Annotated in this window: 18 protein-coding genes; 14 read left to right on the top strand and 4 right to left on the bottom strand. The window is 40.7% G+C overall.

Annotated features, from left to right (window positions below):
• Window positions 1–155 precede the first annotated feature (155 nt).
• Entirely contained in the window at window positions 156–2,657 is a 2,502-nt protein-coding gene (leuS, locus tag ACTO1Y_RS07140) for a leucine--tRNA ligase (RefSeq protein WP_441348776.1), read from the bottom strand.
• Between the two features lie 150 nt (window positions 2,658–2,807).
• Here leuS and ACTO1Y_RS07135 point away from each other — a divergent pair, with 150 nt between their 5' ends.
• The 14 genes from ACTO1Y_RS07135 to ACTO1Y_RS07070 all read left to right on the top strand — a co-directional run bounded on the left by ACTO1Y_RS07135 (window position 2,808) and on the right by ACTO1Y_RS07070 (window position 19,353).
• Window positions 2,808–4,457, top strand: coding sequence for a sensor histidine kinase (locus ACTO1Y_RS07135; protein WP_441348775.1), 1,650 nt, complete (start codon window positions 2,808–2,810; stop codon window positions 4,455–4,457).
• Window positions 4,450–5,220, top strand: a complete 771-nt coding sequence (locus ACTO1Y_RS07130) for a response regulator transcription factor (RefSeq protein ID WP_004250617.1) — start codon at window positions 4,450–4,452, stop codon at window positions 5,218–5,220. The genes ACTO1Y_RS07135 and ACTO1Y_RS07130 overlap by 8 nt, the downstream gene beginning before the upstream one ends.
• A gap of 299 nt (window positions 5,221–5,519) precedes the next feature.
• Window positions 5,520–6,560: an extracellular solute-binding protein gene (locus tag ACTO1Y_RS07125; protein WP_441348774.1), complete on the top strand. Its 1,041-nt coding sequence runs from the start codon at window positions 5,520–5,522 to the stop codon at window positions 6,558–6,560.
• A 161-nt stretch (window positions 6,561–6,721) separates the two neighbouring features.
• Entirely contained in the window at window positions 6,722–7,768 is a 1,047-nt protein-coding gene (locus ACTO1Y_RS07120) for an ABC transporter substrate-binding protein (RefSeq protein ID WP_004250612.1), read from the top strand.
• Window positions 7,769–7,780: 12 nt separating this feature from the next.
• Complete coding sequence (locus ACTO1Y_RS07115; RefSeq protein WP_004250611.1) at window positions 7,781–8,872, top strand: ABC transporter ATP-binding protein; 1,092 nt, start codon at window positions 7,781–7,783, stop codon at window positions 8,870–8,872.
• The gene (locus tag ACTO1Y_RS07110; RefSeq protein WP_004250610.1) at window positions 8,862–10,520 is read left to right on the top strand and encodes an ABC transporter permease; all 1,659 of its coding nucleotides are present in this window, start codon (window positions 8,862–8,864) and stop codon (window positions 10,518–10,520) included. Before ACTO1Y_RS07115 ends, ACTO1Y_RS07110 begins: the two co-directional genes overlap by 11 nt.
• Before the next feature lie 145 nt (window positions 10,521–10,665).
• Window positions 10,666–11,682, top strand: a complete 1,017-nt coding sequence (locus ACTO1Y_RS07105; RefSeq protein ID WP_441348773.1) for an NAD(P)H-dependent glycerol-3-phosphate dehydrogenase — start codon at window positions 10,666–10,668, stop codon at window positions 11,680–11,682.
• A gap of 21 nt (window positions 11,683–11,703) precedes the next feature.
• Window positions 11,704–12,603 carry a UTP--glucose-1-phosphate uridylyltransferase GalU gene (gene galU / locus ACTO1Y_RS07100; protein ID WP_303943314.1) on the top strand — a complete coding sequence of 300 codons (900 nt, stop codon included), beginning with the start codon at window positions 11,704–11,706 and terminating at the stop codon, window positions 12,601–12,603.
• A 124-nt stretch (window positions 12,604–12,727) separates the two neighbouring features.
• Window positions 12,728–15,223: a penicillin-binding protein PBP1B gene (gene pbp1b / locus ACTO1Y_RS07095; RefSeq protein ID WP_441348772.1), complete on the top strand. Its 2,496-nt coding sequence runs from the start codon at window positions 12,728–12,730 to the stop codon at window positions 15,221–15,223.
• A 42-nt stretch (window positions 15,224–15,265) separates the two neighbouring features.
• Window positions 15,266–16,198 carry a DMT family transporter gene (locus ACTO1Y_RS07090; protein WP_303405561.1) on the top strand — a complete coding sequence of 311 codons (933 nt, stop codon included), beginning with the start codon at window positions 15,266–15,268 and terminating at the stop codon, window positions 16,196–16,198.
• A gap of 63 nt (window positions 16,199–16,261) precedes the next feature.
• On the top strand, window positions 16,262–16,960 hold the full coding sequence (gene dapD / locus ACTO1Y_RS07085; protein ID WP_235083502.1) for a 2,3,4,5-tetrahydropyridine-2,6-dicarboxylate N-acetyltransferase: 699 nt from the start codon (window positions 16,262–16,264) through the stop codon (window positions 16,958–16,960).
• Window positions 16,961–17,021: 61 nt separating this feature from the next.
• On the top strand, window positions 17,022–18,152 hold the full coding sequence (locus tag ACTO1Y_RS07080) for an N-acetyldiaminopimelate deacetylase (protein ID WP_441348771.1): 1,131 nt from the start codon (window positions 17,022–17,024) through the stop codon (window positions 18,150–18,152).
• 3 nt (window positions 18,153–18,155) lie between these two features.
• Complete coding sequence (locus ACTO1Y_RS07075; RefSeq protein WP_441348770.1) at window positions 18,156–18,695, top strand: 5-formyltetrahydrofolate cyclo-ligase; 540 nt, start codon at window positions 18,156–18,158, stop codon at window positions 18,693–18,695.
• Window positions 18,679–19,353 carry a rhomboid family intramembrane serine protease gene (locus ACTO1Y_RS07070; protein WP_441348769.1) on the top strand — a complete coding sequence of 225 codons (675 nt, stop codon included), beginning with the start codon at window positions 18,679–18,681 and terminating at the stop codon, window positions 19,351–19,353. Before ACTO1Y_RS07075 ends, ACTO1Y_RS07070 begins: the two co-directional genes overlap by 17 nt.
• An 81-nt stretch (window positions 19,354–19,434) precedes the next feature.
• Here ACTO1Y_RS07070 and ACTO1Y_RS07065 read toward each other — a convergent pair whose 3' ends face one another.
• From ACTO1Y_RS07065 to rseP, 3 genes are all read right to left on the bottom strand, one after another.
• Complete coding sequence (locus ACTO1Y_RS07065) at window positions 19,435–20,814, bottom strand: glycoside hydrolase family 1 protein (protein ID WP_441348768.1); 1,380 nt, start codon at window positions 20,812–20,814, stop codon at window positions 19,435–19,437.
• A gap of 110 nt (window positions 20,815–20,924) precedes the next feature.
• On the bottom strand, window positions 20,925–22,778 hold the full coding sequence (locus ACTO1Y_RS07060) for a proline--tRNA ligase (RefSeq protein WP_441348767.1): 1,854 nt from the start codon (window positions 22,776–22,778) through the stop codon (window positions 20,925–20,927).
• Between the two features lie 16 nt (window positions 22,779–22,794).
• A complete protein-coding gene (rseP, locus tag ACTO1Y_RS07055) occupies window positions 22,795–24,051 on the bottom strand; it encodes an RIP metalloprotease RseP (protein WP_441348766.1) in 1,257 nt (418 codons plus the stop codon).
• Window positions 24,052–24,067: the final 16 nt, after the last annotated feature.

Here is a 24,067-nt window from a genome sequence, read left to right as displayed (position 1 = left end):
ATAGTATATCACATCTCACAGATAATCTACAAAAAATCCTCCAAAGCTGAGCTCTGAAGGATTTTTAAATTTATTTCACAACAATATTTACAAGTTTGGTTGGCTTCAATAGTCCAGTGGACTATTGAAGGTGGCAGATATGGCTAATAAACTCGTTATTTAACGACAATATTCACGAGTTTATTTGGTACACTAATCACTTTCACGATTTCCTTACCTTCGATCTCTGCCTTGACTTTTTCGTCAGCCAGAGCGACTTTTTGCAACTCTTCGCGTGACAGGTCTTTCGCAACCATGAGTTTAGCACGGACTTTACCTTTGATTTGAACGACAATTTCAATTTCGTCTTCAATTAATTTGCTTTCGTCCCATGTTGGCCAAGCTACATAAGAGATTGACTCACCCGTTGCTGCCACTGTTTGCCAGAGTTCTTCTGCCAAGTGAGGGGCAAATGGGGCAATCAATTGGATAAAGCCTTTGGCGTAATCCACGTAGAGTTTGTCTTCCTTGTTAGCCGCATTGATAAAGACCATGAGCTGGGCAATGGCTGTGTTGAATTTCATCGACTCGATTTGCTCTGTAACAGCTTTAACCGTTTCATTGTAAACCTTGTCAAGAGCGCCATTGTTTTCCGCAACGATTTCTTTGCTTGTAATCAAACGGTACACACGGTCGAGGAATTTACGGCTTCCTTCCAATCCTTCTTCAGACCAAGCGATAGAAGCATCAAGTGGTCCCATGAACATTTCATAAACACGAAGGGTATCCGCACCGTATTGTTCCACCACATCATCTGGATTAACCACGTTCTTGAGAGATTTAGACATCTTGGCTGGTGCTTGCTCCAACTCTTCTCCTGTTTCCACATGGAAGAAGGAACCGTCACGTTTTTCAACCTTATCAGTTGCCACGAGAGCGCCACGGTGGTCACGGTAGCTAGTTCCCAAAATCATACCTTGGTTAAAGAGTTTTTGGAATGGCTCTTTGGTTGGAACAACACCGATATCATAGAGGAATTTATGCCAGAAACGAGCGTAAAGCAAGTGGAGCACGGCGTGTTCTGCCCCACCCACGTAAATATCGACTGGCAACCATTGTTTGAGGAGATCCTCGTCAGCCAATTTCTCAGTGTTGTGTGGATCGATATAGCGGAGGTAGTACCAGCTTGAACCTGCCCATTGTGGCATCGTATTCGTCTCACGACGACCTTTGACACCATCCTCACGAGTCACTTCAAGCCAGTCTGTCAAGTTAGCCAATGGGCTTTCACCAGTACCTGAAGGGCGGATGTCCTTGGTTACTGGCAAGACAAGTGGGAGTTCACTTTCTGGAACAGCTGTTGAAGTTCCATCTTCCCAATGAATGATTGGGATTGGTTCACCCCAGTAACGTTGACGGCTAAAGAGCCAGTCACGAAGACGGTAGGTAACCTTTTCTTGACCACAGCCTTTTTCTTCTAGCCAAGCCACGATTTTAGCAATGGCTTCTTCTTTGTTGAGTCCATCTAGGAAATCAGAATTGACGTGAAGGCCATCTTCTGTGTAGGCAGCTTCTGCTACGTTTCCACCTTCAAGTACTTCTACGATTGGAAGTCCAAACTGGTTAGCAAATTCCCAGTCACGTTGATCGTGGGCAGGTACAGCCATTACAGCACCTGTTCCATAGCTAGAAAGAACGTAGTCCGCAATCCAGATTGGGATTTCTTTACCATTGACAGGGTTGATAGCATAAGCACCCGTCCAAACCCCTGTTTTTTCCTTGGCAAGGTCTGTACGAGCCAAGTCTGATTTAAGGCTGGCTTGGTGTTTGTAGTCCGCTACAGCTTCAGCTTGTTCAGGTTTCGTGATGGCATCTACTAGTTCATGTTCAGGCGCCAAAACAGTGAATGTCGCACCGAAAAGGGTGTCAGGACGTGTCGTAAAGACAGTGAATTCCTTGTCTGTTCCTTTTACTTTGAAGGCTACATTGGCACCAGTTGATTTCCCGATCCAGTTGCGTTGCATGTCCTTGATAGATTCTGGCCAGTCAAGGTCATCCAAGTCAGTCAGCAAGCGCTCCGCATAGGCCGTGATTTTAAGCATCCATTGGCGCATCGGTTTGCGGACAACTGGATAGCCACCACGCTCAGATGTCCCATCTGGAAGAACTTCTTCATTGGCGATAGCTGTTCCTAGTTCCTCAACCCAGTTTACTGGCACTTCCGCTTCATAAGCTAAGCCTTTTTCGTAAAGCTTGGTGAAAATCCATTGCGTCCACTTGTAGTAGTTCGGATCTGTCGTATTGACTTCACGATCCCAGTCGTAAGAGAAGCCAAGCGCATTGATTTGGCGTTTGAAGTTGGCAATGTTTTCTGCTGTGAAGTCAGCTGGATCATTACCAGTATCCATAGCATATTGCTCTGCAGGCAAACCAAAGGCATCCCATCCCATTGGGTGAAGGACATTGTAGCCTTGCGCACGTTTGAAACGGCTGAGGATATCAGTCGCTGTGTAACCTTCTGGATGTCCTACGTGAAGACCAGCTCCAGATGGATAAGGGAACATGTCGAGTGCATAAAACTTAGGTTTTGAAGCATCTGTTCCTGTCTTAAAGGTGTGATTGTCAGCCCAGTATTTTTGCCACTTAGGCTCGATTTCTTTATGATTGTAAAAACTCATGCTGTCTCTCCAATTTTCGTGATGCTCCTATTATACCATTTTTAGAGGGAATTAGCCTCTTTATTCTTAACTCTTTTCTTTTTTGACCTTGCCTTCCATTTTTAATACTGCTATACTTACTTTAACAGACTCTTCCCAAAGAGGTGAATTATGCCCCATTCTTTCAAAAAATCTCTCCAAAAAGAGATTCTTCACCGTAGTTCTTTAGCTGCCCTAGCGACTTCTCTCTTACTCCTTATCCTTCTATTTGGATTTTCCTATTTCCTTCAAAAGCAGCAACTAGCTAAGGATACTCAACAAATTTCTCAACATGTTCAAGACATGAAACAAGCAAATTATGAATTATTGGAAACCATGAATAAAAAAATGGTTCCAGAATTTATAGAAGGTAAACACACTGATAGAGAATTATTTAGTCTATTTTATGAAACAAAAGCTCAACTAAAACTCAGTTCTGATTTTGTCATTCTCGATGAGACTGGCGAACTTTTATTTAGCACCAATCGCAATCATAAAGAAACTCTTTTAGCTCCCTATTATTTAAAATTATTAATTCAAAACACTACCCAAGGATCCATTTCAGAGAAAGTTGCTCTATCGATGGACAAGCAACATTATGCTGTCTTTATTATGCCTATAATTCAAAATCAACGAGCAATAGCATATAGTATTTCCTTTGTGAATGAGAATGATTTCGTATCAAGTATCCCCTTAATTAATTCAAAATATATCATCACAGATTCCTTTGGTAATATATACTCTAGTAATACTAACCAATTTACACAATCAACTCTGGAAAAATTTGATGAGAAATCTCTCCGTTCAAAAACACATTGGTTCGTTGAAAATCCAATTTTGATTGAAAAACGTAAAGTTGATTCAATTTTTTCAATTTACACTTTCCAATCATTCTTTCCTATTCCTAGCTTACTTAGCCTTGCTTCCATACTAACACTTTGCATCTTTCTATTATATTTTTGGCAGGCTAGAAGAATCGCCCATAAAATCGCAACTCACAATGCCGGCCCTATCGAAAGTTTGGTCTATCAACTGCAGGAAATTCCTAAGAAGAACGATAGGAAGCTGGTTCTCCAGACAGGAGACGAGTTTGAACTGATCGCTGAGAACATCAACGATATGCTGCAGGAGTTGGACGAGCTTCATCAAAAGATGTTAACTATCGAGAAGGAAAAATGGGTTTTTGAAAGAAAGATGCTAGAAGCTCAGTTCAATCCTCATTTTCTCTACAATACACTTGAGACGATTAAGATCACTTCTTTAATGGATGCAGCTCTCACACAAGACCTGATTCAAAATCTCACGCGTATCTTGCGATACAGTGTGACTGAATTAGAGAAAGAAACGACTCTTGGACAGGACTTAGAGATTATTGAAGCTTACCTAAAGATTCATCAAATCCGCTTTGAACAATTTTCTTATCATATTGACTGTTCTCAAAAACTATATTCCCAAGTCATCCCAAAACTTTTCCTATTACCCCTTGTAGAAAATGCTCTAAAATACGGAAGACAGTATCGTATCGACCTTGCTATCTCTATAAAAATCACTCAAGATCAGGAAAAACTAACCTTTATCGTTATGGATAATGCCGGTGGTTTGACTAAACAAGAACGACTACATATCTTAGAATCTCTGAATAGTCCACATACGCAACATGGTATTGTCAACAGTTATAAACGATTAAATAACTTTTTTGATACTGTCGAATTGGATTTAGGAGTGAACCCTAAAGGCGAAACCTGGGTAAAATTTGTAACGAAAGGAAGAACACATGTTTAAACTTATCATTGTCGAAGACGAACATCTAATTCGAAAATGGCTTGAGATTGCTGTAGACTACTCTTCCTTAGGTATTCAAGTTGTAGGAACCGCTAGTCATGGACAAGAAGGGATGGAACTGATTCAAAAACTAAAACCACATATTGTGCTGACGGACATCACCATGCCAATCATGGATGCTTTCATGATGTTTGAAGCTACAAAGTCTCTCTCTTATGAAAAAGTAATCCTATCTGGTCATGACGATTTTCAAAATGCTAAAAAAGCTATGCAATATGGAGCAGTTGATTTCTTATCCAAACCAATTGATACCAAGGAGTTGACAGAATGTCTTCAAAAAATTGTTTTGCGATTACGAGTTAGCACTCGTCAAGAAACTCCTTTTTTAGAAGAATATCAAACTTTACTCACCTCTATCCAACAAATTGATACACAAAATCAAATCATTCAGCAAATTCTTGAATTTGTGCACCAACACTACTGCATGCACTTTACCATTTCTACCATTGCAGAGAATCTAGGATATAGTGAAAGTTATCTATATAAGGTTATCAAAGAAGACTTCCCAATGACGCTAAATGAATATATCTTACGCTACCGCCTCAAGCAAGCTATAGATAAAATGGCTGAGTCCCCTAATTCTCCCTTAAGCGATATCTCTGAACAAGTTGGATTTTCAGACTATAAATATTTTGCCAAAGTTTTTAAAAAATATCTCCATATTTCTCCAAAAGAATTAAAACTCATGGATAAAAACCATTGATGTAAAAGGATTGCTCAAATCAGGCAATCTTTTTATTTTGTACTTATACTAGAACAAACTAGGAAACTCGCTACAAGCTGCTCAAATCATAGCTTTGAGATCACAAATAAAATGACGTGCTTTGAAGAGGATTACCATCGAAATCCCAGTTACAGTTTCCCCATCCTTGCGCGAGATACCCATTTCCTATTCCCCGTTTTAGATTTCTTTAAGGTTTTTATTATATCCTGTAGAACTCTGCAAATTATAAACATTAAGCAAGTCGTAGAGTAAAAACGTTCGTAAAAAAGGAAATACTTATGAAAAAAATACTATTCTTTCTCTCTTGTGGATGGATATTTCTTACTTTATCAGGATGTTCTTCAACAACAGAAGCGGAAACTAGCGCTGAAAAAGATTCAGATAACACTTTGGTTGTCTACTCGCCTAACCCTGAAGACCTTATCGAAGAAATAATCCCAGCCTTCGAAGAAAAATATGGTATTAAGGTTGACTTAGTACAAGCCAGCACTGGTGAATTGTTTAAAAAAGCTGAGTCAGAAAAAGAAGCTCCTGTAGCGGATGTCATTTTCGGAGGCTCCTACGCCCTCTTCTCTTCTAACGAAAATCTTTTTGAACCTTATATTTCTCAAGAGAACGACCAGATAATCCCTGAATATCAAAATAAAACTGGATTCTACACTCCTTATACACTTGATGTCAGTGTCATCATTGCCAATTCAGCTCTTACAAAAGGTATTAAAATTGACGGCTACAATGATCTACTCAATCCTAAATTAAAAGGAAAAATCGCTACTGCTGATCCAAGTAATGCTTCTAGCGCCTTTGCACAACTAACAAACATGCTTGTAGACCAAGGTGGATACGAAAATGAACAAGCTTGGACCTATGTGAAAAATCTATTTACCCTAGTAGATGGAAAAATTGCATCTAGCTCTTCGAATGTTTACAAAGCTGTCGCCGATGGAGAAATGGCTGTAGGACTCACCTATGAAGATCCTGCCTTAAAACTCTTAAATGATGGGGCTGATGTAAAAGTCATTTATCCAAAAGAAGGAACCGTCTTTTTACCTGGTAACGCGGCTATCGTCAAAAACGCCAAACATATGGAAAACGCTAAGAAATTTATCGATTTCCTCCTTTCTCAAGAAATCCAAGATAAGCTAGGAACTGAAACAACAATCAGACCCATTCGTAAAAATGCTAGAACCAATAAAAATATGAAGGCTATGACAGAAATCAATATTGCCACTGAAGATTCCGATTATGTCATTAAAAACAAATCCTCTATTCTTAAAAAGTACAATGACATTTTTACAGATATCCAATCTAAAAAATAAAATTTGACTTACCAGTGATTAACTGTCAAACCCTGCTATAAAATCAAAAAGATTACTTCCGTTTTTGTAGAGAATTTTACCCTATTAGGATAGAATTCTGAGTTTTAAAAACGCTTACATTTTTTTACAATAGTATTATCAAAACTTTGGAGGTATCCATCATGAAAAAGAAATGGATGTATTTTGCTGCTTGTGGACTTGCTATTTTGGGGCTGACTGCCTGTTCTTCTGATGACGCTTCAGGAGATAAAGCTACTGAAAACGGAGGTAGCGATACTCTTGTAGTCTATTCGCCAAACTCAGAAGGACTAATTGGTGCAACAATCCCTGCCTTTGAAGAAAAATATGGCATTAAGGTTGAACTCATTCAAGCAGGAACTGGTGAACTCTTTAAAAAATTGGAATCTGAAAAAGAAGCACCTGTTGCAGATGTCATCTTTGGTGGTTCTTATACTCAATATGCTACTCATGGGGAGCTTTTTGAAAACTATGTTTCTCCTGAAAATGAAAATGTCATCAAAGAATATCAAAATACAACTGGTTACTCAACTCCTTATACATTGGATGGTAGTGTATTGATTGTAAATCCTGACTTAACTAAGGGTATGAATATCGAAGGATATAGCGATCTTATCAAACCAGAGCTCAAAGGAAAAATTGCAACAGCTGACCCTGCTAACTCTTCTAGTGCCTTTGCTCAACTAACAAACATGCTACAAGCTGAGGGTGGCTATACAGATGAAAAGGCTTGGACTTATGTCAAAGATCTCTTTACTTTAATTGATGGTAAAATCGGTTCAAGTTCATCTGGTGTTTATAAGGCAGTGGCAGATGGAGAAATGGCTGTTGGTCTTTCATATGAAGATCCTGCAGTTAAACTTCTAAATGACGGTGCTAACATTAAAGTTGTTTATCCAAAAGAAGGAACTGTTTTCTTACCAGCAAGTGCTGCTATTATCAAAAACGCAAAAAATAAAGAAAACGCTAAGAAATTTATCGATTTCATCATTTCACAAGAAGTCCAAGACACCCTTGGTACAACAACTACTAATCGTCCAGTTCGTAAAAATGCTAAAACTAGCGAAAATATGAAACCAATCGAACAAATTAAAACACTAACTGAAGACTATGACTATGTCATCAAAAACAAATCAGACATTGTTAAGAAATACAACGAAATCTTTACAGATATCCAATCTAAACAATAATAGGGGTTGACCATGAGCGAGATTAAAATTATTAATGCTAAGAAAATTTACAATGATGTACCCGTTATCGAAAATTTAAATGTTACAATTCCTAAGGGGAGCCTTTTCACTCTCCTTGGGCCTTCAGGATGCGGAAAAACAACTTTGCTTCGTATGATTGCTGGATTCAACAGTATCGAAGGAGGAGAATTTTACTTCGATGATACCAAAATTAATAACATGGAACCTAGCAAACGAAATATTGGGATGGTTTTCCAAAACTATGCGATTTTCCCACATTTGACAGTGCGTGATAACGTAGCATTCGGACTCAAGCAAAAGAAAGTTCCGAAAGAGGAACTCATCAAACAAACAAATAAATACCTTGAGTTGATGCAGATTGCCCAGTACGCTGATCGTAAACCAGATAAACTTAGTGGTGGTCAACAACAACGTGTTGCTCTAGCACGTGCCTTAGCTGTTAATCCAAGCGTTCTCCTCATGGATGAGCCCCTCAGTAACCTAGATGCCAAACTTCGTCTAGATATGCGTCAAGCCATTCGCGAAATCCAACACGAAGTTGGCATTACAACTGTCTATGTAACTCACGACCAAGAAGAAGCTATGGCCATTTCTGACCAAATCGCGGTTATGAAAGATGGTGTTATTCAACAAATTGGTCGTCCAAAAGAGCTATACCACAAGCCCGAGAACGAATTTGTCGCAACCTTTATCGGTAGAACAAACATAATCCCTGCTCGTTTAGAAAAGCAAGCTGATGGAGCTTACATCGTATTCGAAGACGGCTACTCTCTTCGTATGCCAGATCTTGACCAAGTTGAAGAACAAAATATTCGTGTCAGCATTCGTCCTGAAGAATTTATCCGTGATGAAAATGGCACAATCGATGGAACAATTACCGACAGCGTTTACCTTGGCTTGAATACTGAATACTTCATTGAAACAGGATTTGCTCCAAAACTTCAAGTGAGTGAAGAATCTACATTCGAAGAAGATTTAGAAAAAGGAAATCATGTTCGTTTACGTATCAATACTCAGAAACTCAATGTCTTCTCTGAAGATGGTTCTCGGAATCTCATAAAAGGAGTCAGCCATGGAGCGTAAAAAACTTAATATCTGGACTGCATCTTCCTTCTTCATTTTTCTTACATACTTAGTTTTCTTAGTCTACCCAATCGTGACTGTATTAAAACAAGCGTTGATACATGAAGGTAGTTTCTCTTTAGAAAATTTTGTAACATTCTTTAGCAAATCTTATTATTCTGAGACACTCATTAATAGTTTTAAGGTTTCTGTAACTGCCACAATCACTTCTGTCGTTGTTGGTACCTTGCTAGCTTATCTTTTTTCAATGTATGACTTCAAGGGAAAGAAATTTTTACAAATTTTGATTATCATCGCATCCATGTCAGCTCCCTTTGTAGGTGCCTATTCTTGGATTCTACTTCTTGGTAGAAACGGAGTTATCACAAAATTTCTAACCAACACACTACATTTGCCAGGCTTTGATATCTACGGCTTTAAAGGTATTGTACTTGTCTTTACACTCCAACTTTTCCCTCTCGTCTTCCTTTATGTAGCTGGAACTATGAAGAGTATTGACAATTCCCTCTTGGAAGCTGCGGAAAGCATGGGATCTTTTGGATTTAAACGTATTGTAAAAGTCATTTTACCTCTTTTGGTCCCAACTTTATTAGCAGCAGCCCTACTGGTATTTATGAGAGCTTTCTCTGACTTTGGTACTCCAATGTTGATTGGAGAGGGATACCGTACCTTCCCAGTGTTAATCTACACACAGTTCATTAGTGAAGTTGGAGGCAACTCAGCATTCGCATCTGCCTTAGCAATCATGGCTATTACAATTGCACTGGCTATCTTCCTCATCCAAAAGTACATTTCAAATCGTTATAGCTTCAGTATGAACTCGCTTCATCCAATCGAACCTAAGAAAACGACAAAAGGAAAGATGGCTGCTATTTATGTGACTGTTTATGGCATTATCTTATTCTCTGTATTACCTCAAGTTTACTTGATTTATACATCATTCCTTAAGACATCCGGTATGGTATTTGTTAAAGGATACTCATTAAATAGTTATAAGACAGCCTTTAACCGTATGGGGTCTGCTATTTTCAATACCATTCGAATCCCTCTACTTGCCTTGGTTCTTGTTGTTGTCTTTGCGACCTTCATCTCATACCTTGCAGTTCGTAAGCGCAACCTATTTACGAATCTAATCGATAGTCTTAGTATGGTGCCTTATATTGTACCAGGAACAGTTCTCGGTATTGCCTTTATTTCTTCATTCAATACAGGTATCTTCGGAAGTGGCTTCCTTATGATTACCGGAACAGCCTTTATCCTAATTATGTCCTTATCTGTAAGAAGACTTCCTTATACTATTCGCTCTTCAGTTGCTAGTTTGCAACAAATTGCTCCTAGTATCGAAGAAGCTGCCGAAAGCTTGGGAAGTAGCCGTCTCAATACCTTTACTAAAATCACAACCCCAATGATGCTTTCAGGTATCATTTCAGGAGCAATCCTATCATGGGTAACAATGATTTCAGAACTTTCTACTTCGATTCTCTTATACAATGTTAAAACTAGAACAATGACCGTAGCAATCTACACTGAAGTACTTCGTGGAAATTATGGCGTGGCAGCTGCTTTGTCAACTATCCTCACTGTCTTGACAGTTACTTCATTGTTACTATTTATGAAAATTTCTAAAAACAATAGTATTACACTCTAGTTTTTCTCCTAAAAACAGTCAGATTTCTTATTGGCTGTTTTTTATTTATACTCTCTATAAGTTAATTCTTAATAAATAATATTAATGCAAGTTAGTGCTTTTTATGGTAGAATATAGGAAAGTGCTTTCTCAGAAGGAGGGAAAAATGAACAAACAAACCATCGCTGTTTTAGGGCCTGGTTCTTGGGGTACTGCCTTGTCACAAGTCCTCAATGACAACGGACACCAAGTACGTATCTGGGGAAATATTCCTGATCAAATTGATGAAATCAATACACAACATACTAACAAACGTTATTTTAAAGAAGCTGTATTAGACGAAAAAATTGTTGCCTATCATGATTTGGCAGAAACCTTGAAGGGTGTTGATGCTATCTTGTTTGTGGTACCAACCAAGGTAACCAGATTGGTAGCTCAGCAAGTCGCTGCAGTTCTTGATCATAAAGTGGTTGTTATGCATGCCTCCAAAGGGCTTGAACCAGATAGCCACAAACGTCTCTCTACTGTTTTGGAAGAAGAAATTCCTGCTGAATTAAGAAGTGATATTGTCGTCGTCTCTGGACCTAGCCATGCTGAGGAAACCATTGTCCGTGACATTACCTTGATTACAGCAGCTTCAAAAAATCTGCAAACAGCACAGTATGTTCAATCACTCTTTAGCAACAACTACTTCCGTCTATATACAAATACGGATGTTATTGGAGTTGAAACAGCTGGAGCTCTAAAAAATATCATCGCTGTTGGGGCAGGGGCTCTCCATGGACTTGGATTTGGAGACAATGCTAAAGCTGCTATTATCACGCGCGGTCTTGCAGAAATTACACGTCTAGGAGTAAAACTTGGAGCAAATCCACTGACTTATAGCGGACTTTCAGGTGTCGGTGATTTGATTGTTACAGGAACTTCTGTCCACTCACGTAACTGGCGAGCAGGTGATGCTCTTGGGCGTGGCGAAGCCTTGGCAGATATCGAAGCCAATATGGGAATGGTCATCGAAGGAATTTCAACAACCAAAGCTGCTTACGAGTTGGCACAAGAACTTGACGTTTACATGCCTATCACCCAAGCTATTTATCAAGTTATTTATGAAAATGTTAATATTAAGGATGCCGTTGCTGAACTTATGAGCAATGAGTTCAAATCGGAAAACGAGTGGTCATAATCACCGTTAGAAAGGAAGCTCATGAAGCAAAAAGTGAGAAAAGCCGTTATCCCTGCTGCAGGACTTGGAACTCGTTTCCTACCCGCAACCAAAGCCTTGGCCAAAGAAATGTTGCCAATCGTGGATAAACCAACCATCCAGTTTATCGTTGAAGAAGCTCTCAAGTCTGGAATTGAGGATATTCTTGTTGTAACAGGGAAGTCAAAACGCTCCATCGAAGATCATTTTGACTCAAACTTTGAGTTGGAATTCAACCTTAAGGAAAAAGGAAAAACTGATCTTTTGAAATTAGTTGATGAAACAACTGGTATGCGTCTTCACTTCATTCGTCAAACCCACCCACGTGGTCTCGGAGATGCCGTTTTACAAGCCAAAGCTTTCGTCGGGAACGAACCTTTTGTGGTCATGCTTGGGGATGACCTCATGGATATCACTGATGACAAAGCTGTTCCATTGACCAAGCAACTCATGAATGATTATGAGAAGACTCATGCTTCTACTATCGCTGTGATGCCTGTACCACACGATGAAGTTTCTTCATACGGTGTCATCGCTCCTCAAGGTGAAGGAAAAGATGGACTTTACAGCGTTGAAACCTTCGTTGAAAAACCAGCTCCTGAAGATGCACCAAGTGATTTAGCGATCATCGGTCGTTACCTACTCACACCTGAAATTTTCGGTATTCTTGAAAAGCAAAAACCAGGTGCCGGAAATGAAATCCAACTAACAGACGCTATCGATACACTTAACAAAACTCAACGTGTATTTGCTCGTGAGTTTAAAGGCTCTCGTTACGATGTCGGAGACAAATTTGGATTTATGAAGACATCTATCGAATACGCCCTGAAACATCCTCAAGTCAAAGATCACTTGAAAGACTACTTGATCGATCTTGGAAAAGAACTTTCAGGAGAAAAATAATTGATAAAACCAGGTTCAAAATGTTCCTGGTTTTTTTGCTGCCTAAACACCTCCAAATCTTGTCTAAGCCTAATTTCTTGCAATAGATGCTTTTATGGTATAATAATAAGAAGTGAGGAAAGAAATGAAGAATAAATTGTTAGAACTTAAAGAAAAAGGACTGGCTTTCCTTCAGTCTCTAAAAACAAAACTAAAAAATATAGATTTAGGCAAAATTAGTCGTAAAGACTCTAAGAAGAAAAAACAAACTAAGACCAATATCTGGACAATCTTTGCTAATATCTTATTGGGAATCAAGGCAACCTTTAATACCCTTTTTATCATCGCCTTTCTTGGTGGACTTTTGGGCACTGGGGTTGTTTTCGGTTATGCGGTTTCTCTATTTGACAAAGTAACCGTTCCTCAGACGGAGGATCTGATCAAACAGGTGAATGATATTTCATCCATCTCTGAGATTTACTATGCTGACGGATCCATGATCGGTGCTATTGAGAGCGATCTTCTGCGAACATCTGTTGCGTCGGACGCTATTTCAGATAATCTCAAGCAGGCTATCGTTGCAACAGAGGATGAACATTTTGCAGAACACAATGGTGTCGTTCCTAAAGCTGTTATTCGTGCTAGTCTAGGAAACTTTATCGGTCTTGGTTCTTCGAGCGGTGGATCTACTCTGACACAACAGCTCATCAAACAACAAGTTGTTGGTGATGCCCCTACACTCGCTCGTAAAGCTAGTGAAATTGTGGATGCCTTGGCTTTAGAGCGAGCAATGAGCAAGGATGAAATCTTGACAACTTATCTCAACGTCGCTCCATTTGGCCGTAACAATAAAGGTCAAAATATTGCGGGGGCTCAACAAGCAGCCAAAGGTATTTTTGGGGTTGATGCAAATCAGCTAACAATCCCTCAGGCAGCCTTTATAGCAGGATTACCACAAAGTCCTATCTCTTACTCCCCTTATGAAGCGACTGGTGAGATGAAGAGTGAAGAGGATATGGAACTCGGAATCAAGCGTTCCAAAGATGTTCTCTACAATATGTATAGAACTGGAGTGCTCAGTCAGGAAGACTACGAAACCTATATAGCATATGACATTAAGCAAGACTTCTTGCCAGCAGAAAGTGTAAACCTAACAGCTAAGGGTTATCTTTACTTCACTGCACTTGATGAAGCGACTAAAGTCATGTATGATTATCTGGTCAAAAAAGATAACGTTTCCGAACAAGAGCTTAAGAATGAATCTATTCAGAAATCTTATCGTGAATTGGCTGAAAAAGAAATTCAAAATGGTGGTTACCGTATCACTACTACAATCGATAAAACGATCCATAATGCAATGCAAAATGCAGTGGCAAACTATAGCTACCTTCTAAATGATAGTAGTGGTCAACCTGAAGTCGGAAATGTCTTAATGGATAATAAAACAGGAGCCATCATAGGATTTGTAGGAGGACGAGATTACCAAAGCAATCAAAATAATCACGCCTTTGACACAAAACGATCTCCGGCTTCGACTACCAAACCTATCTTAGCCTATGGTATTGCTATTGATCAAGGCTTGATGGGAAGTGCTAGCATCCTATCAAACTATCCAACGAACTTTGCCAACGGAACTCCGATCATGCACGTCAACAGTCCGGGAACAGCTATGATAAACCTAAAGGAAGCTCTCAATTATTCCTGGAATATCCCGGCCTACTGGACTTATCGTATGCTTCGTGAAAAAGGAGTTGATGTCCGCTCCTATATGGAAAAAATGGGGTATGAAATCCCAGAATACGGTATTGAAAGTCTTCCTATGGGAGGAGGAATTGAAGTTACTGTAGCTCAACATACAAACGGATACCAAACCTTGGCCAACAATGGTGTTTACCATAAAAAATACATGATTTCGAAAATCGAAAAAAGCAGTGGAGAAGTTATCTATGAACATAAAGACGAACCTGTTCAAGTCTACTCAAAAGCTACTGCAACCATTATGCAAAGTCTACTAAGAGATGTACTTTCATCCCGGATAACTACAAGCTTCCAAAGCGATCTTTATGGCATAAATTCCAGTCTAGCAGGTGCTGATTGGATTGGGAAAACTGGTACAACCAACGAGGAGGGCGATATGTGGCTCATGCTTTCAACTCCACGATTGACCCTTGGTGGCTGGGTTGGTCATGATGATAACAGTCCGTTAGCCAAAGGCGCATATTATCGTAATGCTAAGTATATGGCCCACCTCGTAAACGCTATTCAACAAGCTTCCCCTTCTGCTTGGGGAACTGAGCGTTTCAGCCTTGATTCAAGTGTAACATCTTCTCAAGTCCTTAAGTCTACTGGACAGAAGCCTGGTAAGGTCACTATCAACGGCAAAGAGATTGACGTTACTGGAGAAATGGTAACAAGTTACTGGGCTAACCAAGCTGGTGCTCCGACTACTACCTACCGATTTGCTATTGGTGGAAGTGACTCTGATTACCAAAAAGCTTGGAATACGATTGTTGGAAATTTAATAAAACAAGACAACAAAGATAAAGATAAAGATAAAGATAAAGATAAAGATAAAGATAAGGATAAAGATAAAAATAATAACAATAATAACAGCTCTTCTTCGAATAGGTCCCAACGCTAACATACCTATTATCAAGAGTATGTCACCTAACTCGACTTTTATATGAATCACTATCAAAAAAATATTTTCAAGGGAACCATATATTCCCTCCTTTCCGGATTAATATGGGGTATTTGTGGCATTTTAGGAGAATTCTTCTTTACGCATTATCCAGTCTCCTCTGGGTGGATCACTTCTATGCGACTAAGTCTTGCAGGTAGTTTTGTACTCATCTTGTCCGGCTTTAAGTTCCGTTCCCACTTATTCGACCTTTGGAGAAACCGCAACAACTACCTACCTTTTCTGGCTTATGCTATCTTAGGAATTTTCTCCGTTCAGTATTTCTTCTATCTCTGTGTAGAATACTCTAATGCAACAACGGCAACTATCCTACAATTTATCAGTCCTGTTTTCATTCTCATATACAACCGTATTATCTACAAGAAAAAAGCTTCTAAAAAAGCAATTTTCTATGTTTTGACTGCTATGCTCGGAGTCTTTCTGATGGCTACTAAAGGCGATCTGTCTAAACTATCCATCACTCCCCTCGCATTGCTGACAGGGCTTCTCAGTGCTCTGGGAGTTATGTTTAATGTTATCTTGCCCCAGCCATTTGCTAAAAAATACGGTTTTGTGCCAACTGTTGGTTGGGGAATGTTGCTGGCTGGACTCTTTAGTAATTTTCTCTATCCTGTTTATAGAATTAGTTTTCAGCTTGATTGGGTGAGTATCTTGATTTGTTTGACCATTGCCTTTTTGGGAACAGCCTTTGCTTTCTTCCTATCCATGAAAGCTGTCTCGCTCGTTTCTCCTTTGGTGGTGTCAGTCGTCAGTGCAAGCGAACCTTTGTCATCAGCTATTCTAAGTGTTCTATTTCTAGGTCTGGTCCTAGATGGGTATCTGCTTCTGGCTATGATCTTGATTATTATTCCCATGATCTTCTTATCCATTGAAGAATCAAAAGATAAACTGAAAGAATCCTCTTTTAACACTTAAGGCTTCAAAATTGAAGCCTTTTTTGGTAGAATAGTAAGCATTACAAAGAGTGAGGAGACACCTATGACTGCTACAAAAATGAATGCACAAGAAATTATCCAATTTATCGCTAATGCTGAAAAAAAGACAAGTGTAAAAGTGACCTTTGAAGGGCAACTTGATGGAGCCATCCCTGCTTCTGTTATCAAGCTTGGGAATGTTCTTTTTGGAGACTGGAAAGATATCGCTCCACTTCTTGAAGGACTTACAGAAAACAAGGACTATGTTGTTGAACAAGACGCCCGCAATTCAGCTGTACCTCTCCTTGATAAACGTGATATCAATGCTCGTATCGAGCCAGGCGCTATCATCCGTGACCAAGTTGAGATTGGTGACAACGCTGTTATCATGATGGGAGCTGTTATCAATATCGGTGCAGAAATCGGTGCTGGCACTATGATTGATATGGGAGCTATTTTAGGTGGACGTGCTATTGTCGGTAAAAATAGTCACGTAGGTGCAGGTGCTGTTCTTGCAGGTGTCATCGAGCCAGCTAGTGCTGAGCCTGTCCGTGTCGGTGACAATGTTCTCATCGGTGCTAACGCTGTAGTTATCGAAGGTGTTCAGATTGGTAGTGGTTCTGTTGTCGCTGCAGGTGCCATCGTTACTCAAGATGTTCCAGAAAATGTTGTGGTAGCAGGCGTTCCAGCTCGTGTTATCAAAGAAATCGATAGCAAAACCCAACAAAAAACAGCGCTAGAAGATGCGCTTCGCACCTTGTAAATAGTAACAGAGGCGGAAACTTTTCCAGCCTCTTTATCGTATTAGTAAAAGGAAAATAGATATGTTAGATTTGATTCAGACTCGACGCGATCTTCACCAAATTCCTGAGATTGGTTTAGAAGAATTCAAGACTCACGCTTATTTACTCAATGTCATTGAGAAATTAACAGCTGACAAGGATTTTGTTCAGATTCGTACCTGGCGAACTGGTATTTTAGTTTACTTACAAGGAAGTCAGCCAGAACGTACCATCGGTTGGCGGACAGACATTGATGGCCTCCCAATTGTTGAACAAACAGGCCTTCCTTTTGCCTCTCAACATCCAGACCGCATGCATGCTTGTGGGCATGATTTTCATATGACCATTGCACTTGGAAGTCTCGAACGTGCTTTAGAAAAACAACCAAAAAACAACCTCCTCTTTCTCTTTCAACCTGCGGAAGAAAATGAGGCAGGCGGTATGCTCATGTATGAAGATGATGCCTTTGGTGACTGGTTGCCTGACCAATTCTATGGACTTCATGTTCGTCCAGACTTAAAAGTTGGACAGATTGCGACCAATACCCGTACACTCTTTGCGGGCACTTGCGAAGTCAAGATTCGCTTTAATGGTAAAGGTGGTCACGCTGCTTTTCCACATGAAGCCAACGATGCTCTGGTTGCAGCTAGCTATTTTGTGACCCAAGTTCAGTCGGTTGTCAGCCGTAACGTCGATCCTATCGAGGGAGCTGTCGTCACTTTTGGTGTTTTTCAAGCTGGGACAACCAACAATGTCATCGCTGATACAGCCTTCCTGCATGGAACCATTCGAGCTCTTACACACAATATGAGTCTCTTGGTTCAAAAACGTGTCAAAGCTATCGCTGAAGGTGTAGCAGCTGCTTTTGATATGGATGTAGAGATTGAACTCAAGCAGGGAGGTTATTTGCCAGTCGAAAACAACCCTGAATTAGCCCGGGAGTTGATGACTTTCTTTGATGAAAAAGAGGACATTGAACTAATCGATATCGAACCTGCCATGACAGGGGAAGACTTCGGTTACCTTCTCTCCAAGGTTCCTGGTGTCATGTTCTGGCTAGGTATTGATAGTCCTTATGCTCTTCACCATCCAAAGATGAGTCCTAAAGAAGAAGCTCTGGCTGTCGGTGTTGAGGCTGTATCAAGCTTTTTAGCCAAGAAAGCTGCGGAGTAAACAATGAAAAAAGCCTTACGCAAGCAGGTCTTGCAAGAACTCAAATCTCTATCCAAAGAAGAAAAGGAAGTTATGGGCGCTTGGTTGACTGAGCAACTACTTCTACATCCCTTCTACAAGGAAGCAAAAACCATCGCCACTTACCTGTCTTTTCCTCATGAATTTCAGACAGCTAGTCTCATTGAACAAGCTCAAAAAGATGGAAAGACTATCCTCATTCCCAAAACCTATCCACATGGAAAAATGGACTTTGTTCTATATGAACCAGAGAAACTCGAAAGAAATTCTTTTGGACTTCTTGAACCACAGGGGAAAACTATTGTCTTTGAGCCGTCTCAGATTGACTTGATCCATGTTCCTGGTTTAGCTTTCAATACTTCTGGTTATCGAGTTGGCTACGGTGGTGGCTATTACGACCGCTACTTGGAGCATTTTTCTAGTCACACCATTAGTACACTTTATCCATGTCAGATTCAGGACTTCCAACCTGATCACTACGATATTCCAGTTGAGGAGGTACTCATCTATGAAAGAGATTTTTGATCGTCGTTATCCTGTCACGACCTTCTTTCTACTCGTGACAACCCTGGTTTTTGTACTCATGTTTCTAACCAGTGGTTTCAATTACACAAGCGCAGCCACCTTGTATAAATTCGGAGCTGTGTATCCCCCAGCAATCAAGGCCATGCCTGAACAAATCTGGCGCCTATTCTCCGCAACCTTTGTTCATATTGGCTTGGAGCACTTTTTAGTCAATATGTTGTCCCTTTACTTCTTGGGACGTCAGATGGAACAAATCTTTGGCTCCAAACAGTTTTTCTTTATCTACCTTCTATCAGGTATGATGGGAAATCTCTTTGTCCTAGTTTTTAGTCCCAATGCTATTACTGCAGGTGCTTCAACTGCCCTCTACGGGATGTTTGCCTCAATTGTCGTTCTTCGTTATGCTTCACGCAATCCCTATCTTCAACAGCTTGGTCAATCCTATCTCTCCCTCTTGGTCATCAACCTAGTAGGAAGTATTTTAATGCCAGGAATCAGCCTTGCTGGACACGTAGGTGGAGCTGTCGGTGGTGCATTACTAGCTATCGTCTTCCCAGTTCGAGGAGAACGAAAGATTTACAGTCCAGGCCAACGTGGTCTAGCAACCCTAGCCTTTATTGCTTTATCAACTCTACTACTTTTTATCGGACTATTATAAGAATAAGAAAAACCATTGGAAACTCTCTCAAAGAGCTTTATTTCCAATGGTTTTTTCTTAATCTAATTGGTTATTTTACTTTTAAAATCCATTATTGTCACTGAGTTCTTTGAACCAGTGGCCGGATTTTTTCAGGCGGCGTTCTTGTGTTTCTAAGTCTAGCTCGACCAAACCATAGCGATTTTTGTAGCTGTTGAGCCATGACCAGCAATCGATAAAGGTCCAAATCAAATATCCTTTACAATTAGCACCGTCTTCGATAGCACGATGAAGCTCACGAAGGTGACCTTTGACAAAGTCAATACGGTAATCATCCTGAATCATGCCATTTTCACGGAATTTATCTTCACCTTCAACACCCATACCGTTTTCAGTTAACATCCACTCAATATTCCCATAGTTTCCCTTGATGTTTTGGGCAATGTCATAAATTCCTTGCTCGTAGATTTCCCAACCGCGGTGCGGATTGATCTTACGACCAGGCATGACGTAAGGCTCATAGAAATGCTCTGGCAAAAGGGGGCTGTCAGGATGCTTGGCAAAACGTGGCGCCATGACACGCAAAGGCTGGTAGTAGTTGACTCCAAGGAAATCTACTGTGTGCTCACGAATCAGCTCCAACTCTTCGGCTGTGTATTCTGGTAACAAGTCATGGTCTGCTAAAATCTCCACTAACTCTTCTGGATAAGTTCCCAAGACAGATGAATCTAGGAAAGATTGCGCTTGGAAGAGGTCCGCAATGCGTGCAGCTTTGACATCCGCAGGATGCTGGCTACGTGGATAAGCCGGAGTCAAGTTGAGGACAATCCCAATCTTAGAGCCTGGTAAGACCTCATGGCAAGCTTTGACCGCAAGAGTGCTGGCTAGTTGCGTGTGGTAGGCAACCTTAACTGCTGCTTTGGCATCTACCTTATGAGGATAATGGGCATCATAGAAATAGCCAAATTCTACAGGAACGATGGGCTCATTGAAGGTAATCCATTGGTCCACCAAGTCTCCATAAGTTTCAAAACAGAAACGAGCATAGTCTTCATAAGCCTTGATGGTCGCCTTATTTTCCCAACCATCCCCATCTTCTTGAAGGGCAAAAGGCAAGTCAAAGTGATAAAGATTGACTAAAAGGCGAATTCCCTTAGCCTTAATAGCTTCAAAGACCTGACGATAGAAAGCCACACCTTGAGGATTGACTTCTCCACGCCCTTGTGGGAAAATACGAGACCACTGGATAGAAGTACGAAAGGCTGTATGACCTGTTTCTAACAAAAGTTCAATGTCCTTCTCCCAGTTTTCATAGAAGGTCGACGTTTTGTCAGGGCCAATGCCATTGAAGTAACGGTTTGGCTCTACTTGGTACCAATAATCCCAGAGATTATCTCCCTTGCCGTCACCAGGCGCTCGCCCCTCTGTCTGTGGTCCAGAAGTTGAGGAACCCCAGACAAAATCCTTTGGAAATTTTAGCATAGCTCTACCTCTTTATTTACTCTTTTTATGTTTATTTTATCCCATTATAAAGAAAAAACAAGGCAAAAACTAGTTACATTTTTGTCTTGTTTTTCTTCTGATTATAGATTTTATTTATTTGTTAGGATTTCAAGGGTTTCAAGTAAGTTATCTGCGTGAACTTCGATTGTATCTCCGGTCGCCTTAATCTTCACTTCTACGATACCGTCGGCTGCTTTTTTACCAACAGTGATACGGATTGGAAGACCGATCAAATCGCTATCGCTGAATTTAACTCCGACACGTTCGTTACGGTCATCTGTCAAGACTTCGTATCCTTTGTTGACCAAGGCTTCTTCGATACGATTAGTCAATTCAAGACTTGCTTCATCCTTGACATTAACTGGAATCAAGTGTACATCAAATGGCGCCAATTCTTTAGGGAAATTGATACCCCAAGCGTAACGGTATTCCCCTTTAGGAGTTTTGTTAACAAAGAGGCGAGCGTGTTGCTCCATAACTGCTGAAAGGAGACGACTAACACCGATACCGTAGCATCCCATGATGATTGGCAAAGCGCGGCCATTTTCGTCCAAGACATCTGCTCCCATACTTGCTGAGTAACGAGTACCCAGTTTAAAGATGTGACCAATTTCAATACCACGCGCAAAGTTGAGAACACCTTGTCCGTCAGGAGAAATTTCACCTTCACGAACTTCACGGATATCCACATACTCGGCAGTGAAGTCACGACCTGGGTTTACACCAGTCAAGTGGTAGCCATCTTCGTTGGCACCAGCAACCGCATTACGGCTATCTTGTACCTTGCGGTCAGCGATAATCTTAACATTTTCTGGAAGATTTACTGGGCCAAGAGAACCAAAGTCCGCTCCCAACAATTCTTTCACTTCTGCCTCAGTTGCAGGTTCTAAGAAGTCTGCTCCAAGATAGTTTTTCAATTTAACTTCGTTGAGTTGGTCATTGCCAACGAGTAGAGCCACAACTGGCTCCTCGTCTGCGATATAAACCAAGGTCTTGATTGTTTGCTCTTCAGAGACATTTAAGAAAGCTGCGACTTCATCAATCGATTTGACACCTGGTGTTTCCACGCGAGCCACTTGATCTTCAGTCACAACACGATTGCTTGGTTTGTACTCGTTCATTGCCATTTCCAAGTTAGCTGCATAGCTTGATTCACTTGAGTAAGCAATGGTATCTTCACCAGAAACCATCCATTTGAGCAATTCTGCCTTGATTTCTTCTTGCACTTCTGCAGGGATTTCATCAAATGATGAGACAGACTTGTCTAAAACAACCCAACGGTCAAGGTCTGTACGAGCAGGTGTGATGGCCATAAATTCTTGGCTATCCTTACCACCCATAGCTCCACCGTCACCGATGATGGCTTTGAAGTCCAAGCCACTACGAGTGAAGATACGCTCATAGGCTGCCTTATACTCATCATAAGTTACATCCAAGCTATCGTAGTTAGCGTGGAAGCTATAACCGTCTTTCATGATGAATTCACGCGTACGAAGAAGTCCATTACGTGGACGTTTTTCATCACGGTATTTAGGCTGGATTTGGTACAAGTTTAGTGGCAATTGCTTGTAAGACTTGACAGAATCACGGACAATCGCTGTGAAGGTTTCTTCGTGAGTTGGGCCCAAGATAAAGTCTGATTTCTCACGATTTTTCAATTTGTACAAGTCTTCACCGTAGGTTTCATAACGGCCAGATTCACGCCAAAGGTCAGCACTGAGAAGGGCTGGAGCCAACATCTCAACAGCACCAATCTTGTCAAATTCTTGACGCATGATCTTCTTAGCTTTTTCGATAACACGGTTAGCAAGTGGCAGGTAAGAATAGACTCCTGCTGATACTTGACGAACATAACCAGCACGCAACATAAGAGCGTGGCTGATAACTTGAGCATCGCTTGGCATTTCGCGAAGCGTTGGGATTAGCATTTTACTTTGTTTCATATTTTTCCTCTAATTCTTAAAAGAAGGTTCGCATGATGTCGTTCCATGTAACGGCAATCATCAAGACAACCATAATCACAACTCCGACTAGAGTAACATAGGTTTCAATTTCTTGTTTCAGTGGTTTGCGGCGAATAGCTTCGATGATGTTGAGCACGATTTTCCCACCATCAAGTGCCGGGATAGGAATCAAGTTGAAAATCCCGATATTGATAGAAATCATAGCCAAGAAGAATAGGACGTTTTCAAGTCCATTCTTAGCAGCATCGCTACTTGCCTTAAAGATGGCAACAGGACCACCCAGTTTATTCAGGTCAGGTTGGAAAATCAAGTTTTTCAAGGCATTGAGAATGCGCAAGGCTGAGTCAGCTGCAGATGTGAATCCACCTACAAACATAGACCAGATATCTGATTTGAGTCTCGGTTGAACACCCAAAATATAACGCCCTTGGCTTTCCTCAGGTGTCACACTGACTTGTTTTTCAGTTCCATTTTCAGAGACTGTCACATCTAAAACAGGTGCTGTTTTATCCTTGGTCTCTGCTTCCACTGCCTGAATCAAATCTTGCCAGTTACTGATTTCGTGTGAACCGACTTTAGTGATTTGGGCCGTATTTTCAATACCGACCTTTGCAATCGCGCTATCAGGGATGATACTAAAGTTATTACTTTGTGTATCACGAACACCACCTTGCATGAAAATCAAAATCCAGAAGACGACAACTCCTAGGATAAAGTTATTCATGGGGCCTGCAAAGTTGGTAATCAATTTGCCCCAGACAGTTGCATTTTGATATTGAACGTCTAGCGGAGCGATACGAACTTCCGTTCCATCAGATTCCACAATAGTTGCATCATGGTCTAAGGAGAACGTTTTTTCCTCTTCTAAGACCAAACCTGTGATAAAGAGTTTATCCTCAAAGTCATATTGGGTTACCTGCATCGGAAGGGCTGTTTGGTCGACCTTCTTACCAGAAAGATTGATACGCTTAACCTTGCCATCCTCGGCCAAAGTCAAGCTAACAGGGGTTCCTGTCTTAATCTCTGTGGTATCCTCGCCCCAACCTGCCATGCGGACATAACCACCCAACGGTAGGAGACGAATCGTGTAAGCTGTCCCGTCTTTCCCGATATGGGAAAAGATTTTTGGTCCCATTCCAATGGCAAATTCACGAACCAGAATGCCAGACTTCTTGGCAAAATAAAAATGTCCGAACTCGTGAACCACCACTATAATTCCAAAAACAAGGATAAAGGTTAATAATCCTATCATTTAATTTCTGTTCACC

Source organism: Streptococcus sp. V728, assembly GCF_052077995.1.
GTDB lineage: Bacteria > Bacillota > Bacilli > Lactobacillales > Streptococcaceae > Streptococcus > Streptococcus infantis_B.
The sequence above is the reverse complement of the archived record's forward strand: the minus strand, read 5'-3'. Positions and strand labels throughout refer to the sequence as shown.

Coding starts and splice junctions, on each gene's coding strand:
- leuS (WP_441348776.1), bottom strand. CDS start 2,657: ATGAGTTTTTACAATCATAAAGAAATCGAGCCTAAGTGGCAAAAATAC.
- ACTO1Y_RS07135 (WP_441348775.1), top strand. CDS start 2,808: ATGCCCCATTCTTTCAAAAAATCTCTCCAAAAAGAGATTCTTCACCGT.
- ACTO1Y_RS07130 (WP_004250617.1), top strand. CDS start 4,450: ATGTTTAAACTTATCATTGTCGAAGACGAACATCTAATTCGAAAATGG.
- ACTO1Y_RS07125 (WP_441348774.1), top strand. CDS start 5,520: ATGAAAAAAATACTATTCTTTCTCTCTTGTGGATGGATATTTCTTACT.
- ACTO1Y_RS07120 (WP_004250612.1), top strand. CDS start 6,722: ATGAAAAAGAAATGGATGTATTTTGCTGCTTGTGGACTTGCTATTTTG.
- ACTO1Y_RS07115 (WP_004250611.1), top strand. CDS start 7,781: ATGAGCGAGATTAAAATTATTAATGCTAAGAAAATTTACAATGATGTA.
- ACTO1Y_RS07110 (WP_004250610.1), top strand. CDS start 8,862: ATGGAGCGTAAAAAACTTAATATCTGGACTGCATCTTCCTTCTTCATT.
- ACTO1Y_RS07105 (WP_441348773.1), top strand. CDS start 10,666: ATGAACAAACAAACCATCGCTGTTTTAGGGCCTGGTTCTTGGGGTACT.
- galU (WP_303943314.1), top strand. CDS start 11,704: ATGAAGCAAAAAGTGAGAAAAGCCGTTATCCCTGCTGCAGGACTTGGA.
- pbp1b (WP_441348772.1), top strand. CDS start 12,728: ATGAAGAATAAATTGTTAGAACTTAAAGAAAAAGGACTGGCTTTCCTT.
- ACTO1Y_RS07090 (WP_303405561.1), top strand. CDS start 15,266: ATGAATCACTATCAAAAAAATATTTTCAAGGGAACCATATATTCCCTC.
- dapD (WP_235083502.1), top strand. CDS start 16,262: ATGACTGCTACAAAAATGAATGCACAAGAAATTATCCAATTTATCGCT.
- ACTO1Y_RS07080 (WP_441348771.1), top strand. CDS start 17,022: ATGTTAGATTTGATTCAGACTCGACGCGATCTTCACCAAATTCCTGAG.
- ACTO1Y_RS07075 (WP_441348770.1), top strand. CDS start 18,156: ATGAAAAAAGCCTTACGCAAGCAGGTCTTGCAAGAACTCAAATCTCTA.
- ACTO1Y_RS07070 (WP_441348769.1), top strand. CDS start 18,679: ATGAAAGAGATTTTTGATCGTCGTTATCCTGTCACGACCTTCTTTCTA.
- ACTO1Y_RS07065 (WP_441348768.1), bottom strand. CDS start 20,814: ATGCTAAAATTTCCAAAGGATTTTGTCTGGGGTTCCTCAACTTCTGGA.
- ACTO1Y_RS07060 (WP_441348767.1), bottom strand. CDS start 22,778: ATGAAACAAAGTAAAATGCTAATCCCAACGCTTCGCGAAATGCCAAGC.
- rseP (WP_441348766.1), bottom strand. CDS start 24,051: ATGATAGGATTATTAACCTTTATCCTTGTTTTTGGAATTATAGTGGTG.